Below are 15,916 nucleotides of genomic sequence, written 5' to 3'. Positions count from 1 at the left end.
GTCGCAATCAGGCGCCCGGTGTCTAGCTTTCGATCTCGGCGTCCTTGTGGGCACCCCATTCGGCCCAGGAGCCATCATAGACGGCAACGTCCTTGGCGCCGGCCTGTTCGAGCGCCAGGGCAAGGGTCACGGCGGTGATGCCGGAGCCGCAGGAGGTGATCAGGGGCTTTTCGAGATCAATGCCGCGCTCGGCAAATAGGGCGCGCAATTGGTCGGGCGATTTGAGCTGGCCACCCTCGGTCAGAAGGCTGACCGGCACATTGAGGCTATCGGGAATATGGCCGGGTTTGAGGCCCCTGCGCGGCTCGGGGACTTCGCCGTGGAAGCGCGGGGCGGGTCGGGCATCAACGACCTGCGCCGCATGACTGCGCAAATTGGCTAAAACGGCCTCGAAATCGACCGTGGTGTGAGTATCGAAGCTGGCCTCGAAGCGCACTCTTTCGCGGTTCACGAGTCCTGATTGCAGCGGCCTGCGCTCGGCCCGCCACTTCGGCCCGCCACCCTCCAGCATGACGACGTTCTTTGCGCCGAAAGCTCGAAAGGTCCACCAGACGCGGGGCGCGCTGAAGAGGCCGATTTCGTCATAGACGACGATGGTCATGTCCTCCGAAATGCCCAGTGCGCCGACGGCGCGGGCAAATTCGGCGGGGCTGGGCAGCATGTGCGGCAGGTCGGTGGAGGTATCGGCAATGCCGTCGATATCGAAGAATACGGCGCCCGGAATGTGCCCAGCCAGGTATTCGGCCTGGGCATTGCGAGAGGCATTGGGGAGGTGCCAACTGGCGTCCACAACGACTAGGTCGGGGCGTGCCATATTGTCGGCCAACCAGGCGGTGGAGACGAAGGGCGGGGTCATGGGCAGGCTCCGGGCCGGGGTTCCAAACGGTGGTAGCCCCGCGCATGGTGCCGCGGCAAGCACCATTCGGCACCCGGACACAGCAGACTGCTAACGCGGCAGAATCATGAGGTCGCGCGATGCCATATGAACGGCAACCGCATCGCCACGGCTCGGCGGGACAGCGGACTGGTCGTTGAACGTATCCACATTGACCATGGTTCCTTGCAGGTCGACCCGCAGCCGAACCACCGAGCCGAGAAAGCTGACATCATGGATGGTGCCATCAAGCGAGATATCGCTTTCGGCGCGCGGCACGGGGGACAGCATTTCCGGCCGGATGGCAAGGCCGATCTCGGCTCCATTCACGATGCCTGACGGCAGACCGGGCAGGGTGATGGTGCGGCCCCCAAGGTTGGCCTGACCGGCGGCAGCGTCCGAGATGCGTGCAGGCAGGGTATTGAGCTGCCCGACAAAGGTGGCGGCAAAGCGGGTGGCGGGGCGATTGTAAATGTCGTGGGGCGTGCCAAGCTGCTCGATATCGCCCGCATTCATCACCACGATCCGGTCGGAAATGGACAGCGCCTCTTCCTGGTCGTGGGTGACAAAGACCGTCGTGATGCCCAGTTCACGCTGAATGGCGCGGATTTCCTGGCGCAGGGATACGCGGATCTTGGCGTCGAGGGCGGACAGCGGCTCATCGAGCAACAGCAGGCGCGGGCGCGGGGCGATGGCGCGGGCGAGGGCGACGCGCTGCTGCTGGCCGCCCGACAATTCATAGGGGAAACGCTTGTCATAGCCGGGCAGGCCAATGAGCTTGAGCATTTCCTCGACGCGGGTGCGGCGCTCGTCCCTGCCAATGCCAGCGACCTTGAGGCCGAAGGCAATATTGTCGCCCACGTTCAGATTGGGAAACAGAGCATAGGCCTGGAACACCATGCCGAGACGGCGCTGATTGGGTGGGATGGCGGTGATGTTCTCGCCATCGACGGTGATCGACCCGCGGCTCGGCGTCTCGAAGCCGGCGATCATCCTGAGGATGGTGGTCTTGCCGCAGCCGGAGGGACCGAGCAGGGAGATGAACTCGCCCTTGGCGAAGTCGAAGCTGACGCCCTTGACCACAGTGGTGGTGCCATAGGTCTTGGTGAGGTTTTCGACGCGGAGGAAGTGTTCGTCGCTCATGGGGTCAATCCGTGCGGGCCGAGGTGCGCGGCGCAAAACGCGCCAGAAGCTGGATCATGCCCATCGCCCCCCAGGTGATGATGAAGGAAATGATGGCCAGCGCCGAAGGCTCGTAGGCGCGGTTTGCCCCGATGTTTTGCAGATACGGACCAAAAGCCGGGCGATTGAGCAGGCTGGCAATGGTGAATTCGCCAATGACGATGGCAAAGGTGAGGAAGGCGCCTGACAGCACGGCCACCAGAATATTGGGCAGGATGATGCTGGTGATGATGCGCGCTGTATCGGCGCCCATGATCTGGGCGGCTTCGGTCAGGGTCTTGATGTCGATGGCGCGCATGCCGGTATCGACGGCGCGATACATATAGGGCAGGGCCAGGGTCACATAGGCGCAGGTGAGCAGGACGTCGGTGCCCAGCGCCGAGCCGGTGAAGGGAATGATCGAGCTTGAGTTATAGAGGCGAATATAGCCGTAGACCAAGACGATGGCCGGGATGATCAGCGGCAGGAGAGTGATGAATTCCATCAGCGGCCGGAGATGTGGCAGGCGCAGGCGCACGAAATAGACCGCCGGGACGACGACAAGAATGCCAACGACGATGGCAAACAGGCCGATCAGCGTGGAATAGCCGAACGTGGTCTGAAAACGCGGATCGGAGAAGACCGAGGCATAGCTGTCAAAGCTGTAATAGCCCCGCCGCATCTTGAGGGAGAACTCAAAGGTGGCAATCAGCGGCACGAGGAAATAGGCGGCGCCGATGCCGAAGACAATCCAGGCCCAGAGCTTGTTCGGCTTCATCGCATCCACCTTTCGGCGCGGGCGGAAATGACGAGGTAGATGATATTGGCGCAGGCGGTGATGACGATCATCCCCAGGGCCAGTGCGGCGCCAAGACCGGGGTTCTGCAGGGCGTCGCCGCGGATCTGGGCATAGAGCAGGATGGGCACGATGTTGAGTGAGGAGCCGGTCAGCGCATAGGCGGTAGCGATGGCTCCGAAGGCATTGGCAAACAACAGGCTCAGCGTGCCGAGGAAACTGGGCCAGAGAATGGGAAAGCCCACATGGCGCCAGAATTGCCAGGAGGACGCGCCAAGGGTCTGGGCGGCCTCGCTCCATTCCCGCTTCAATCCGTCGACAGCCGGAGCGATCATCAGGATCATCAGCGGAATCTGGAAGTAGAGATAGGTCAGCGTCAGGCCCCAGAAGGAGAGAATGTTGAACCCTGCGCGATAGATGTCGATGTCGAACAGGGCCTTGAGAATAATGGTGACGAGGCCAAGCCGCCCCAGGGTCGAGATGAAGGCAAAGGCCAGCGGTACGCCGGCAAAATTGGAGGCGACCCCGGAAAAGGTCATGATCGCGGAGCGCAGCGCATCGGGCAGGCGGCCGCGGATTATGGCCAGGGTGATGGCAAGGCCCGCAATGGCGCCGATCCCCGCCGACGTCGCCGAAATGCGGATGGAGATCCAGTAGGCGGCCAGAATCTGGTCGGTGAACAGGCCCGCGATATTGTCGAAAGTCAGCTGGCCGTCGCGACCGACAAAGGCAGCGCTCACCAGATAGAGCGTGGGCAGAATGAGGAACATCACCGCAAAGATGATGAAGGGCGCAACGCCGAGCCATTCAAGGTTAAGGCGGCGGATCGGTCGTCCTGGAGCGGGGATTTCGGTCATTGTGCGCCGTGACTGTGGAGGGGCCCGCAAGGCGCGGGCCCCTCGCGATGCTACTGAACGTTGGCGCCGACAGTGCTGTCCCAGCCGGACGTGATCACGTCCTTGGCAGCGTTCTGCTGCTCGATGCTGGGGAAGGCGGCCTTGGCATAGGCCTCAGCGGGCGGCAGGGCGTCGAGCAGGTCCTGCGGGATCACGCCGGCATCGGCCAGGGCATTGAAGCGGATCGGGTGGCAATAGCCTTCGAGCCAGCCGAGCTGACCTTCGTCCGAATAGAGGTATTCCATCCAGAGCTTGGCGGCATTGGGGTGCGGAGCATGGGCCGAGATGGCCTGCACATAGACACCCGCCACAACGCCATTGGCCGGCACGACGATTTCGGCCTGCGGATTGCCTTCAAAGCTGTCGCGCCAGGCGAGCAGGTTGTAGTCCCAGGCAATCAGAATCGGCGAGGTGCCCTGGGCGACCGAAGCGGCCTTGCCGATAACGGGGACGAAATTGCCGGCGTCATTGACCGCCTTGAAGAAGTCGAGACCGGCCTGGGCCGCGCCTTCGTCAGTGCCGGTCTGGGCAAGGCCAGCGGCATAGACGGCCTGGATGGCCTGGTTGGAGGCGCGCGGGTCGCCGGCGAGCGCAACGGAGTTGGCGTATTCTGGCTTGGTCAGGTCGGACCAGTCGGTGGGCAGGGTCGAGACCAGATCGGTGTTCACCAGCATGGCCATGGCGCCATAATAGTCACCATACCAATAGCCTTCGGCGTCCTTGGCGTCGGCCGGAATGTCGTCCCAGGTCGAGACCATATAGGGCTGGAGCAGACCTTCTTCCTTGGCCTGCGGGCCAAAGGCGAGGCCGATATCGAGCACGTCGGGCGCCTGCGGGCCCATGTTGCCGACATTGGCGCGGATGGCCTCAAGTTCATCGGCCGAGCCGGCATCGGGGTTCAGTTCGTTGACTTCGATGCCCGGGTATTTGGCCTTGAAGCTTTCGATGACCTTGCCATAGCCGCACCAGGAATGGGGCAGGGCGATGGTGGTCAGCATGCCCTCTGCCTTGGCGGCTTCATAGAGAGCGTCGATATCGGTCTGGGCGAAGACCGGGGCGGAAAAGCTCAGAACGGTCAGAAGAGAGACCGACGTGGTAAGGGCGGACTTGAAGGTCATTTTTGACTCCCTGGATGATCTTTCGCAGACGCCCGATTGTCGGTCGCTCCGGCGAACTCGGTGAGGGAGTAGAGAGGTGAGATGACAGCGCTATGACGGTTGGGTGACAAGGCCGGTGGCTGCCTGAGCAGTCAACCCGCCCTGAGGTTCAACAGCTTGCGTCCACCTCGTCCATCTGCCCGCATCTCCCAGCTGCGAGGGGACAGTGCGCTATTGTGACAGTGTTGTCCATATGGTCAAAAATCCCAAGCTTCCTGCACCTCGACGGGATTGAGTGAGCTGTTGCGAGCGACGTCCGGGGGGCTGGGATTGACATTTGCAGACCAGATGAAATCGGCACCCGGACAGATTGTGACGGGCTTCCCGCCTGCTGGAAGCCTAGATTGACGGTGGCGGGCCGGAGCTTTCGCGCAGCACCAGCTCGACTGGCCAGAGCTCATGCACATCAGCCTGCGGCTTGCCGGCGAGGATCTGCATGATCAGCTCGGCGATGCGAGTGCCGGCCTGGCGGATCGAGGAGCGCGTCGTCGACATGGACGGGTACATGTTGTCGGCATTGAGATAGGGGAATACGTCGTCATGGGCGATCATGGAGACGTCCTTGCCCAATTGCATTCCGGCCTGGCGAATGGCGCGGAAAACGCCAAGCGCGGTCATCATCGAGCCGGCCAGAAAGGCCGTAGGATGGGGGCGCAGCTGCAGCATGGACTGGGCGATACGGAAGGCGACTTCATCGGTGAAAACCGAATTGCCGATCAACGCGCGATCCACCGCAATGCCCCGTGCGGAAAGCGCTGCGCGATAACCCATTTCACGATGTTCGGCGAAAGTGCGCCCCTTGTCTCCGTTGAGCAGGGCGATACGCCGGTGTCCAAGGTCAAGCAGGTGGCTTGTGGCGCGTTCAAGTGCGCTGGTGTTGTCGATGTCCAGCCAGGCAACGGGCCTGCCGATATCGGTGCGCCCGTGCAGGACGAAGGGGATCTTGAGATCCATCAGCAATTCGGCGCGCTCATCGCGGATCGTGGGCGAATGGAGGATGACCGCATCGACCTTCTGGCTGGCGGCCAGACGGCGATAAGCGGCCAGTTCCTCCTGGTGGTTGGCGACTGTCGAGACCAGCATGTCGATTTCCTGGTTGGCCATATAGCTGCCAACACCGGACAAAAATTCGGACATGTGCGGACCAAGCTCATCGGCGCCGCGCAGCACAAGGCCAATGGCGCCGGCCCGGCCGGTGGCCAGGCGCTGTGCGCTGGCATTGGGGCGATAGCCAAGCGTGTTCGCGGCCTCGGCGACGCGAAGGCGCGTGGCTTCATTGACTTCAGGATAGCCGTTGAGCGCACGGCTGACCGTGGTTTGCGACAGGCCGAGATGTTCGGCGAGGTCTTTCAATCTCATGGCGGCGATACGGCCCCGTAAGGTCTGACGCTCCGGCCACAAGGGATTTGCGGTGCGAAAATTCCGGTTCGTTCAGCCATTAGGGCAGGCAGTCCCTTTTGAACAGGGGTTCCTGCCATTCTCCTCCTAAAGCTATTCAAAGCGATTTCAAATTTTGAAGCAAGAGGCCGAAATCGTTTCAGATAAATGAGGTGCGTACATCAGGGTCGGGGCCGCTATTTTCGCGGCCTCAAAAGCCTGTGGATTTTTAAAGCATTGAAAATAAAACGAAAATCGCGGCGTTTGCCGAGAATTTCAAAAAATCAGATGGAGTGGCGCTTGACAGATTTTCGGGGCTCTGTTTCCTTATCTTCCAAAGCGCTTTAAAACTGAACGACAAAATCGGTTCAGTGGGGTGCTTTTGAGGGGGAGGAGACCCGGTCCGGCGTCAACGCGCTGGGCCTGTTCAACGCGCCTCTCCCGTAACTGTTTCTTTCGGGAGGATTTCCAATGAAGATGAACAAGTTGCTCGTCGGTCTGTTGACGAGCGTAACGCTGGTGGCGGGCTCCGCCCAGGCTGCCGAGCTCTCCGTGGTTTCGGGCGATACCGGCAATGGCCTGGCGTTCCTGCAGTCCCAGCTCGACAAGTTCGAAGAGCAGACCGGCCACACCGTGACTGTGGTGCCGATGCCCTCTTCGACCACCGACCAGTTCGGCCAGTACCGCTTGTGGCTTGCTGCCGGCAACACCGACATCGACGTTTACACCACCGACGTGATCTGGGCTCCCCAGCTTGCCGATCAGTTCCTCGATCTGACCGAAGCCGCTGCAGGTGTCGTTGACCAGCACTTCCCCTCGATCATCGAGTCCCAGACTGTGGATGGCCGTCTGGTTGCCGTACCGGCCTTTACCGACGCACCGGCGCTGTTCTACCGCACCGACCTGCTTGAGAAGTATAACAAGGAAGTCCCGACCACCTGGGTCGAGATGACTGCCACGGCGCAGGAAATCATGGATGCCGAACGTGCTGCGGGCAATCCCGACATGTGGGGCTTCGTGTTCCAGGGCAATGCCTATGAAGGCCTGACCTGCGATGCCCTGGAATGGGTCAAGTCCTATGGCGGCGGCCAGATCGTGGAAGCCGACGGCACCATCTCGATCAACAATGAGCAGGCTGCCAAGGCCATCGAGATGGCAGCAAGCTGGATCGGCACCATCTCTCCAGAAGGCAACCTGGCCTATATGGAAGAAGAAAGCCGTGGCGTCTGGCAGCTCGGCAATGCCGTGTTCCATCGCAACTGGCCCTATGCCTACTCGCTGGGCAATGGCGATGACTCGCCGGTGAAGGGCAAGTTCGACGTTGCTCCGCTGCCGGCTGGTGAAGGCCCGGACGCACGTTCGGCGGCAACGCTGGGCGGTTGGAACTATGCGGTGTCCAAGTACTCGCAGGATCCCGATGCGGCAATCGAGCTGGCGCTGTTCCTGGCTTCGCCTGAAGTCCAGAAGGAACGTGCGATCAACCAGTCGAACCTGCCCACCATCGAGGCTCTCTACGAAGATGCCGACGTGCTGGCAGCGTCCCCGTTCATGGCCAATTGGAAGGAAATCTTCCAGAACGCCGTGCCGCGTCCGTCTGCTCCGACCAAGACCAATTACAACGAGGTTTCCTCGCTGTTCTGGAGCGCCGTGCATAACACGCTTTCGGGCAATGGTTCGGCTTCGGAGAACCTTGAACTGCTCGAGGCCGATCTGGCCGACCTCAAGGGCGACGCCTGGTAAGTCCTCCCAGGGCCCAAGCGAGCGGACGGCGGGGTTTCCCGCCGCCCGCTTCGCGTAAAGATCAAGCAATTATAAGTGGGTAGGGGACGAGATGGCGACTGAGACAATGGCGTCACCGGTTGTGTCGGCCGGAGCCAAGATCAAATCGGAACTGATGCAGCAGCGCGTCCGCGCAGCGCGCTGGTTCCTTCTTCCCATGCTGATCGCGTTGGCGATTGTGGCCGGATGGCCCTTGCTGCGTTCGATCTATTTCTCCTTTACCGACGCCTCGCTGAACAATTTGTACGGCGCCGAGTGGATCGGTTTCGGCAATTACCTGCGGTGGTCCGTGCTCGAAAGCGGGACGGTGCGCTATCGCGGCCTGCTGGTGGACCCGGCATGGTGGAACGCGGTCTGGAATACCGTGCGCTTCGCCTTCTGGTCCGTGCTTTGGGAAACCGTGCTGGGCATGATCGTGGCGCTGGTGCTCAATGCCGAGTTCAGGGGCCGGGGCATTGTGCGCGCCGCCATTCTCATTCCGTGGGCCATTCCCACCATCGTTTCGGCCCGTATGTGGGGCTGGATGCTCAACGATCAGTTTGGCATTCTCAATGACCTGGGCCTGCGCCTGGGCTTGTTGAGCCAGAAAGTTGCGTGGACTGCCACGGCGGAAACCGCAATGACCGCGGTGCTGGTAGTCGATATCTGGAAGACGACGCCCTTCATGGCGCTGCTGATCCTGGCCGGCCTGCAGATGATCCCCAAGGACATCTATGAAGCCGCCGACATCGACGGCGTGCATCCGGTCAAGCAGTTCTTCAAGATCACCCTGCCGCTGGTGCGTCCGGCGCTGATGGTGGCGATCATCTTCCGCGTGCTCGATGCCCTGCGCATCTTCGACCTGATCTATGTGCTGACGCCCAATAGCGCCGCAACCAAGACCATGTCGGTGCTGGCGCGAGAAAACCTCTTCGATTTCGACAACTTTGCGTATGGATCGGCGCAATCGACGCTGCTGTTCCTGATCATCGCCGCGTTCACCATCCTCTACATCTGGCTGGGCAAGGTGAATTTTGATGGGGGAGACCGCTGATGACCGCCAGTTTCGATCTCTGGAAGCTGACCAAGACGGCTCTGTTCTACCTGCTGGTCGTGGTGATCGTGGTGGTGTCGGTGTTCCCGTTCTACTATGCCATCCTGACGAGCTTCAAATCCGGTACGGACCTGTTCCGCATCACCTATTGGCCGACCTCGTTCAGCCTCCAGAACTATGAATCGGTGCTGCGGGTCGGCAGCTTCCCGCGCAACCTGCTCAATTCGGTGTTCATCGCCTCGGTTACGGTGTTGCTGGCGCTGTTCCTGGCGGTGACGGCATCGTTTGCTCTCAGCCGCGTGCGGTTCCGGGGCCGGAGCCTGTTGCTGATGACCATCCTGGCGGTGTCGATGTTCCCGCAGATCGCGGTGCTCGCAGGCCTGTTCGAAGTCATCCGCTTCCTGGGCATCTACAACACGCCCTGGGCGCTGATCTTCTCCTATACGATCTTCACCCTGCCCTTCACCGTATGGGTGCTGACCACCTTCATGCGTGAATTGCCGATCGAGATCGAGGAAGCCGCGATTGTCGATGGGGCGACGCCCTGGGTGATCATCACGCGCGTATTCATGCCGCTGATGTGGCCGGCGCTGGTGACCACGGGCCTTCTGGCCTTCATCGGCGCCTGGAACGAGTTCCTGTTCGCGCTGACGTTTACCTCGTCCAACGATACGCGAACCGTGCCGGTGGCCATCGCGCTGCTCTCGGGCGGCTCGCAGTATGAAATTCCGTGGGGCGCCATCATGGCCGCATCGGTGATCGTCACCGTGCCGCTGGTTATTCTGGTGCTGATATTCCAGCGCAAAATTGTGTCCGGCCTGACCGCCGGTGGCGTCAAGGGTTAGGGAGAAACAACAATGGCAAGCATCGAGCTTCGCAACATCCGAAAGTCCTTCGGCATCGTGAACGTCATCAAGGGCGTTGATCTCGAAATCCGCAAGGGCGAGTTCATGGTTTTCGTCGGCCCATCGGGCTGTGGGAAGTCGACGCTGTTGCGGCTGATTTCGGGACTTGAGGACATCACCTCGGGTGAAATGCTGTTCGACGGCAAGGTCGTCAATGCGCTGGCGCCGTCCAAGCGCGGCATCGCCATGGTGTTCCAGTCTTACGCGCTTTACCCGCATATGACGGTTTACGAGAACATGGCTTTTGGCCTGACCCTCGAAAAGGGCAAGGACAAGGAAGACATCCGCAAGCGCGTCGAAAGAGCCGCCGACATGCTGCAGATCCGGGACTATCTCGACCGGCTTCCCAAGCAATTGTCTGGTGGCCAGCGCCAGCGTGTTGCCATCGGCCGGGCTATCACCCGCGACCCCAAGGTGTTCCTGTTCGACGAGCCGCTGTCGAACCTTGACGCGGCGCTGCGCGTTGCCACCCGCATCGAGATCGCCAAGCTCCATGAGGGCATGCACGAGACCACGATGGTCTATGTGACGCATGACCAGGTGGAAGCAATGACGCTGGCTGACCGCATCTGCGTGCTGCGAGACGGGCTGATCGAGCAGGTGGGCACGCCCATGGAGCTCTATGAGAAGCCGGACAGCATCTTCGTTGCCGGGTTTATTGGCTCGCCCAAAATGAACTTTATTGCCGGGGAGAAGGCTGCCAACTTCGATTGCTCGACCCTGGGTATTCGCGGCGAACACCTCCAGATCAAGGATGACGGCATCTGGGAGGGCACCGTAATCCACACCGAAAACCTGGGCGCTGACGCCTATGTCTATCTCGAAATGGGCGCCGAAGAGCCGGTCGTGGTCCGCCTTGAAGGGGCTGCCCGCTACAAGAGCGGTGAAGTCCTCAGGGTTTCACCCATGCAAGACAAGGTCCACCGCTTTGACGAGGCCGGCAAACCGATCCGCTAGGCGTTGATTTCTTAGGGTGGCGGCCATGTGGCCGTCACCTTCTTCAAACACCGTGTCCCTCTCGGCGGGAACCTCAGTTGAGAAAACGGGGGTTCCCGATTTTGCGGGAATGACGCAGACAATCAGGCATTACCCCGGCGACTCCCTGCCGGGCACGAATATTAGGAGTCCATCATGCCGATCCGTACCCTGGTCTGGGGCGAGAACGTTCACGAACAGAAGAACAAGGTCGTCGCCGACAACTACCCCAATGGCATGCATAACCAGATTGCCGCGCTGCTCAAAGAGGACGCCAATATCTCGGTCAAGACCACGACGCTGCAGGAGCCCGAGCATGGCTGCAGCGAGGCGGCGCTGAGCGAAACGGATGTGCTGGTCTGGTGGGGCCATGCGGCCCATGACAAGGTTGATGATGTCGTGGTCAAGCGCGTCATGGAGCATGTCTGGCAGGGCATGGGGCTGATCGTGCTGCACTCGGGGCACCATTCCAAGGTGTTCAAGGGACTGATGGGGTCGCCCGCCAACCTGCACTGGCGCGAAGCGGGCGAACGCGAACGGCTGTGGGTGGTCAATCCCGGCCATCCGATTGCCAAGGGGTTGCCGCCCTATTTCGAGCTCGAATACGAAGAGATGTATGGCGAGCCCTTCAGCGTGCCGGAGCCGCTCGAAACCGTTTTCGTCTCCTGGTTCCAGGGTGGCGAAGTGTTCCGCTCGGGCCTCACCTATCGGCGCGGCGCCGGCAATATCTTCTACTTCCGCCCCGGCCACGAGACCTATCCCACCTATCACGACGCCAATGTCGGGCAGGTCCTGCGCAATGCGGTGAACTGGGCCTATGACGGCACCCGCCATTCCCATCTGATGAAGGCGCCGAACACGCCGGTTGCCCAAGCTATCGAGCCCATCGAGGAGCGCGGCGCCAAGCTGTCGTCGTCCGAACATGCCGGCCAGGTGAAAAGCTGATCTCCCCCCGGAGGCTCCCGCCGCAGGCGGGGGCCTCCATTGATTGAAACAGGGCTTCCGCCGCGGCGGGATCGACCCGTGCACATCTAGACGGGGCGGTGACCCCGAAGGAATAACATTATGCGTATCCTCATTCTGGGTACCGGCGGCATGGCCAATACACATGCCAAGAATTTCGCGGGCATCGAAGGGGTTACCCTTGCTGGCGGCGTCGATGTCGATCCGGCGCGGGTCGAGGCATTCTGCGCGGCGCATTCCATCGAGCGCGGCTTTGGCTCGCTCGATGCGGCGCTCGCCTGGGGCGAGTTCGACGCGGTGGCGAATGTGACGCCCGACAGCGTGCATTATCCCACGACTATGGCGGCGCTGGCCGCAGGCAAGCACGTATTCTGCGAAAAGCCGCTGGCGACCGACCATGCGCGCGCCATGGAAATGACCGAGACGGCCGAGCGGCTGGGCCTTGTGAACATGGTCAACCTGACCTATCGCAACGTTGCGCAGCTACAAAAGGCACGCGAGATCGTGCAGTCGGGCGCAGTGGGCACGGTCAAGCATTTCGAGGCCAGCTATTTGCAGAGCTGGCTGGTATCCAAGGCCTGGGGCGATTGGCGGACCGAAAGCCAGTGGCTGTGGCGCCTGTCGAAAAAGCACGGCTCAAACGGCGTTTTGGGCGATATCGGCGTGCATATCCTCGATTTTGCCGCCTATGGCGCAGGCAGCGATTTTTCCAAAGTGTTCTGTCGTCTCGAAACTTTCGACAAGGCCGAGGGCAACCGGATCGGGGAATATGACCTCGACGCCAATGACAGCTTTGCCATGACGGCGCAGCTCGAAAACGGGGCTCTGGGCGTGGTGCATGCTTCGCGCTGGGCAACCGGGCATTTCAACGAGCTGCGGCTGCGGGTGTATGGCGAGAAGGGATCGGTGGAGATCCAGCATCGCCATGACTGGTCCAAGTTGTTCACCTGCCTGGGGCACGATGCCGAAACCGGCACCTGGACCGAGGTGGATGTCGATCCTGTGCCCACCAATTATGAGCGCTTTGTCCAAGCGTGCCGCTCGGGGCAGAACCTGGAACCCAGTTTCCGGCATGCCACCAACATCCAGAAGGTGCTGGATCTGGCGACGGTCACCGATCGGGACAGGACAGAGCATCGGGTCTGACTGGCTCGGGCCACGTCCGTAGGGCGAAGCGAGTTACATTCGCCCTCGAGGCCAGGGCCTAGCGCAAGGGCCAGAGCGGGGCGAGCCAGCGTGCTGTTTTACCCCAACAAAAAAGGCCCCGGCAATGCCGGGGCCTTCCTCATTGGTCGCCTAATTAGGCGCGGTCGTCGACATAGACGATAACCGAACCGTCGGCCTTGGTCTTGAGGGTGACCACGTCCTCGGCGGCATAGCCCTCGGCTTCGAGCTTGGCCATGATGGCAGCATTTTCAGAAATGCTGGCGCTCAGGTCGGCCTGGGCATCTGCATTGGCAGCAAGCTCATTGTCGAGCGCGGCGGCATTGTTTTCAGCTTCGCCCTTGAGGGACGAGAGCAGCACAATGGTGATCTCGGTGTCTTCGGTTACTGCCGTGAAGTCGAAATCGGCGTTGCTCTTGAGAGCGGCTACGACCGAGCCATAGTTGTTGTCGGCCATGTCGCTGGCATTTGCGGCTGCATTTGCAGACGCATCGACGCCGGCACCAGCCTTGGCATCCAGAGCGGGCGTTTCAGCGGAAACGCCTGCACCAGCGTCCACGCCGACACCAACTGCGGCGTCCTGTGCAATGGCCGGCACCGCGCTCGATGCCAGAAGTGCTGCGATAGTGGTTGCAATAATAGTCTTTTTCATAGTTTCGCTCCTGTTGTGGGATGTGCCCCCCACTTGAACAGTCAGACAACGAGCGCTGGCGGCTGTGGTTGCGACCGGGTCGATCACAATCGGCTTTCTATTTTTTCGACGCGTTGCAACCTGCCGGGGCCGTACCAATTTCTATGATCAGAAAAAGGAGCGTCGCATGAGCATTGTCTGGGCCATCATCATTGGATTTTTCGCGGGACTGATCGCCAAGTGGATTACACCGGGCGACAAAAAGCCGAGCGGCTTCATTCTCACCACGGTGCTGGGCATCGTGGGTTCGGTGCTGGCGACATGGCTGGGTCAGCAGATCGGCTGGTATGGGCCGGGAGACGGGGCCAACTTCATCGGCGCCATTATCGGCGCTGTCATTATTCTGCTCGCCTGGGGGCAAATTGCGCGGCGCGCCTGAGCCTCGACCCTCGCCGCATGAAAAAAGGGCGCCCGATGGGCGCCCTTTCCGTTTCGGCTATGCCGAACCTTATTTCACGATGGTGACGCGACCATCGGTATAGGGGGTGTATTCGCCGCCCTGCTTGGCAATGTAGTCGGCCAGGACCTGTTCCAGCGGCGGGCCGAAATCATACGGGTTGTCGCCTTCGGCAAAGGTGCCATAGCCGTCGCCGCCGCCACGCATGTAGTTGTTGGTGACGATGGTGAAGGTTGCGTCTTCGTCAATCGGCGCGAAGCTGTCGCCCGACCCAACCATGACATCGCTGATGCGTTCGCCTGCGGGCTTGGTCAGATCAGCGGTGTATTTGAGACCGGCAACCTGCGGGAAGCGACCTGCACCGTTTTCGACATCGCTGACGCCGTTTTCGAGCGCCTCGATCACATCGGCACCCGAGAGATCGACGGTGGCGAGCGTGTTGGAGAAGGGCAGGACGGTGACGACTTCACCCATGGTGATCTCGCCCGCATCGATGGAGGCGCGGAGGCCTCCGCCGTTCTGGATGGCGATGGTCACGCCCTGGTCGGCAACACGGTCAAGCATGGCGTCGGCAACCAGGTTGCCCATGGAACATTCCATGGCACGGCAAACGTCACGCGAACCTTCGATGCTCTCGGTGGCGGTGCCGATGACCTGGTTCATCACTTCCTGGATGGGCGCGGCAAGGTCGGCCAGCTGGGTCTTGAAGTCTTCATTGCCGGTAACCGAGGCGTCGATCAGGTAGGGTTCGCCTTCGGCGCTGATGACAGTGCCGTCGTCGTCCCAGGTGATGGCGATGTCGCCAAGATACTTGCCATACTGATTGGCCTGAACCACCGGCACTTCAACCCCGGCAGGATTGGTCACCATGGTGGGGTAGGGGCCGGCTGCGTTTTCCGCGGTGTTGGAGAGAAGGGTATGGCTGTGGCCACCCACGATCACGTCCACCAGCGGGAGAGCGGCTGCCACTTCCATATCGACAGTATAGCCGATGTGGCTGACCAGGATGATCTTGTTGATGCCAGCCGCGTCCAGCGCCTCGGAGGCGCCGCGGACATATTGAACAACGTCGGTGAACTCGACATTGGGGCCGGGTGAAGCGATGTCGGGGGTGTCTTCGGTGGTGGCACCGATGATGCCGATCTTTTCGCCGCCCACTTCAACAACGATCGAGCCGTTGATCTTGCCGGCCAGGCTGGGGTCCTTGGAGACGTCGAAATTGCCACCGATGATCGGGAATTCGGCAGCTTCGATGAACTTCAGGAATTCCTCGGGGCCATCGTCGAATTCGTGGTTGCCGGTGCCGACAACGTCAAAGCCCATCTGGTTGAAAAAGTCGGAAACGACCTTGGACTTATAAGTGGTGTAGTAGAGCGAACCCTGGAAATTGTCGCCGGCAGAGAGCAGCAGCGAATTGCCGCCTTCGTATTTGGCGCGCGTGTCGTCGATGATGGTCTTGAGCCGGGCGATGCCGCCAAAGCATTCGCCGGCCGCATCGGTCTCGGCGTCGCAATTGGAATCGGTGCCGGTGATCGGGTCGAAGCGGGAGTGGAAGTCATTGATATGCAGGATGTTCAATGTGAACTCGGCATATGCGGCGCTGGAAAATCCGGCGCAGAGGGTAAGCGCGGTCGCGCCCAGAAGCAGTTTCTTCATCCCTGTTGTCCCTTTGTTGCTTTTTTCAGATCGACGTTAATCCTTGCCAGACCGGACCCAGACGCCTGAGGGCCCCGCCGGCTGCGTCAACG

15 protein-coding genes are annotated in these 15,916 nt (G+C 61.0%); 7 read left to right on the top strand and 8 right to left on the bottom strand.

Annotated elements, in window-relative coordinates:
- Nucleotides 1–22: 22 nt before the first annotated feature.
- From sseA to NIM87_RS10825, 6 genes are all read right to left on the bottom strand, one after another.
- Nucleotides 23–856 carry a 3-mercaptopyruvate sulfurtransferase gene (gene sseA / locus NIM87_RS10850; protein ID WP_254674676.1) on the bottom strand — a complete coding sequence of 278 codons (834 nt, stop codon included), beginning with the start codon at nucleotides 854–856 and terminating at the stop codon, nucleotides 23–25.
- A 90-nt stretch (nucleotides 857–946) separates the two neighbouring features.
- A complete protein-coding gene (locus tag NIM87_RS10845; RefSeq protein WP_254674675.1) occupies nucleotides 947–2,017 on the bottom strand; it encodes an ABC transporter ATP-binding protein in 1,071 nt (356 codons plus the stop codon).
- Nucleotides 2,018–2,021: 4 nt separating this feature from the next.
- A complete protein-coding gene (locus NIM87_RS10840) occupies nucleotides 2,022–2,813 on the bottom strand; it encodes an ABC transporter permease (protein WP_254674674.1) in 792 nt (263 codons plus the stop codon).
- Nucleotides 2,810–3,688 (bottom strand): ABC transporter permease, encoded by an 879-nt coding sequence (locus NIM87_RS10835; RefSeq protein WP_254674673.1) that lies wholly within the window; start codon nucleotides 3,686–3,688, stop codon nucleotides 2,810–2,812. The genes NIM87_RS10840 and NIM87_RS10835 overlap by 4 nt, the downstream gene beginning before the upstream one ends.
- A gap of 50 nt (nucleotides 3,689–3,738) precedes the next feature.
- Complete coding sequence (locus NIM87_RS10830) at nucleotides 3,739–4,845, bottom strand: ABC transporter substrate-binding protein (RefSeq protein ID WP_254674672.1); 1,107 nt, start codon at nucleotides 4,843–4,845, stop codon at nucleotides 3,739–3,741.
- A 378-nt stretch (nucleotides 4,846–5,223) separates the two neighbouring features.
- On the bottom strand, nucleotides 5,224–6,243 hold the full coding sequence (locus NIM87_RS10825) for a LacI family DNA-binding transcriptional regulator (protein WP_254674671.1): 1,020 nt from the start codon (nucleotides 6,241–6,243) through the stop codon (nucleotides 5,224–5,226).
- A gap of 489 nt (nucleotides 6,244–6,732) precedes the next feature.
- On the opposite strand from NIM87_RS10825, the gene NIM87_RS10820 reads away from it, so the two are divergent.
- The 6 genes from NIM87_RS10820 (at nucleotide 6,733) to NIM87_RS10795 (ending at nucleotide 13,062) form a co-directional block, all read left to right on the top strand.
- On the top strand, nucleotides 6,733–8,001 hold the full coding sequence (locus NIM87_RS10820; RefSeq protein WP_254674670.1) for an ABC transporter substrate-binding protein: 1,269 nt from the start codon (nucleotides 6,733–6,735) through the stop codon (nucleotides 7,999–8,001).
- 91 nt (nucleotides 8,002–8,092) lie between these two features.
- Entirely contained in the window at nucleotides 8,093–9,073 is a 981-nt protein-coding gene (locus tag NIM87_RS10815; protein WP_254674669.1) for a carbohydrate ABC transporter permease, read from the top strand.
- The gene (locus NIM87_RS10810; RefSeq protein WP_254674668.1) at nucleotides 9,073–9,918 is read left to right on the top strand and encodes a carbohydrate ABC transporter permease; all 846 of its coding nucleotides are present in this window, start codon (nucleotides 9,073–9,075) and stop codon (nucleotides 9,916–9,918) included. Before NIM87_RS10815 ends, NIM87_RS10810 begins: the two co-directional genes overlap by 1 nt.
- 12 nt (nucleotides 9,919–9,930) lie before the next feature.
- On the top strand, nucleotides 9,931–10,935 hold the full coding sequence (locus NIM87_RS10805; RefSeq protein WP_254674667.1) for an ABC transporter ATP-binding protein: 1,005 nt from the start codon (nucleotides 9,931–9,933) through the stop codon (nucleotides 10,933–10,935).
- Nucleotides 10,936–11,109: 174 nt separating this feature from the next.
- Nucleotides 11,110–11,898 carry a ThuA domain-containing protein gene (locus NIM87_RS10800; RefSeq protein WP_254674666.1) on the top strand — a complete coding sequence of 263 codons (789 nt, stop codon included), beginning with the start codon at nucleotides 11,110–11,112 and terminating at the stop codon, nucleotides 11,896–11,898.
- A gap of 120 nt (nucleotides 11,899–12,018) precedes the next feature.
- Entirely contained in the window at nucleotides 12,019–13,062 is a 1,044-nt protein-coding gene (locus NIM87_RS10795) for a Gfo/Idh/MocA family protein (RefSeq protein ID WP_254674665.1), read from the top strand.
- Between the two features lie 154 nt (nucleotides 13,063–13,216).
- Here NIM87_RS10795 and NIM87_RS10790 read toward each other — a convergent pair whose 3' ends face one another.
- The gene (locus NIM87_RS10790; protein ID WP_254674664.1) at nucleotides 13,217–13,732 is read right to left on the bottom strand and encodes a hypothetical protein; all 516 of its coding nucleotides are present in this window, start codon (nucleotides 13,730–13,732) and stop codon (nucleotides 13,217–13,219) included.
- Between the two features lie 166 nt (nucleotides 13,733–13,898).
- Here NIM87_RS10790 and NIM87_RS10785 point away from each other — a divergent pair, with 166 nt between their 5' ends.
- Nucleotides 13,899–14,150: a GlsB/YeaQ/YmgE family stress response membrane protein gene (locus tag NIM87_RS10785; protein ID WP_254674663.1), complete on the top strand. Its 252-nt coding sequence runs from the start codon at nucleotides 13,899–13,901 to the stop codon at nucleotides 14,148–14,150.
- Between the two features lie 69 nt (nucleotides 14,151–14,219).
- Here the strand turns inward: NIM87_RS10785 and NIM87_RS10780 are convergent, their stop codons facing one another.
- A complete protein-coding gene (locus tag NIM87_RS10780; protein ID WP_254674662.1) occupies nucleotides 14,220–15,824 on the bottom strand; it encodes a bifunctional metallophosphatase/5'-nucleotidase in 1,605 nt (534 codons plus the stop codon).
- Nucleotides 15,825–15,916: the final 92 nt, after the last annotated feature.

The organism is Devosia ureilytica, assembly GCF_024273195.1.
GTDB lineage: Bacteria > Pseudomonadota > Alphaproteobacteria > Rhizobiales > Devosiaceae > Devosia > Devosia ureilytica.
Note: the sequence above shows the minus strand (reverse complement) of the source record. Positions and strands in the feature narration are given on the sequence as shown.

Bases quoted from the DNA above. Each gene is read 5' to 3' on its own strand.
- NIM87_RS10845 (WP_254674675.1), bottom strand. From the start codon at position 2,017: ATGAGCGACGAACACTTCCTCCGCGTCGAAAACCTCACCAAGACCTAT.
- NIM87_RS10800 (WP_254674666.1), top strand. From the start codon at position 11,110: ATGCCGATCCGTACCCTGGTCTGGGGCGAGAACGTTCACGAACAGAAG.
- NIM87_RS10810 (WP_254674668.1), top strand. From the start codon at position 9,073: ATGACCGCCAGTTTCGATCTCTGGAAGCTGACCAAGACGGCTCTGTTC.
- NIM87_RS10825 (WP_254674671.1), bottom strand. From the start codon at position 6,243: ATGAGATTGAAAGACCTCGCCGAACATCTCGGCCTGTCGCAAACCACG.
- NIM87_RS10830 (WP_254674672.1), bottom strand. From the start codon at position 4,845: ATGACCTTCAAGTCCGCCCTTACCACGTCGGTCTCTCTTCTGACCGTT.
- NIM87_RS10840 (WP_254674674.1), bottom strand. From the start codon at position 2,813: ATGAAGCCGAACAAGCTCTGGGCCTGGATTGTCTTCGGCATCGGCGCC.
- NIM87_RS10790 (WP_254674664.1), bottom strand. From the start codon at position 13,732: ATGAAAAAGACTATTATTGCAACCACTATCGCAGCACTTCTGGCATCG.
- NIM87_RS10795 (WP_254674665.1), top strand. From the start codon at position 12,019: ATGCGTATCCTCATTCTGGGTACCGGCGGCATGGCCAATACACATGCC.
- sseA (WP_254674676.1), bottom strand. From the start codon at position 856: ATGACCCCGCCCTTCGTCTCCACCGCCTGGTTGGCCGACAATATGGCA.
- NIM87_RS10820 (WP_254674670.1), top strand. From the start codon at position 6,733: ATGAAGATGAACAAGTTGCTCGTCGGTCTGTTGACGAGCGTAACGCTG.
- NIM87_RS10805 (WP_254674667.1), top strand. From the start codon at position 9,931: ATGGCAAGCATCGAGCTTCGCAACATCCGAAAGTCCTTCGGCATCGTG.
- NIM87_RS10815 (WP_254674669.1), top strand. From the start codon at position 8,093: ATGGCGACTGAGACAATGGCGTCACCGGTTGTGTCGGCCGGAGCCAAG.
- NIM87_RS10785 (WP_254674663.1), top strand. From the start codon at position 13,899: ATGAGCATTGTCTGGGCCATCATCATTGGATTTTTCGCGGGACTGATC.
- NIM87_RS10780 (WP_254674662.1), bottom strand. From the start codon at position 15,824: ATGAAGAAACTGCTTCTGGGCGCGACCGCGCTTACCCTCTGCGCCGGA.
- NIM87_RS10835 (WP_254674673.1), bottom strand. From the start codon at position 3,688: ATGACCGAAATCCCCGCTCCAGGACGACCGATCCGCCGCCTTAACCTT.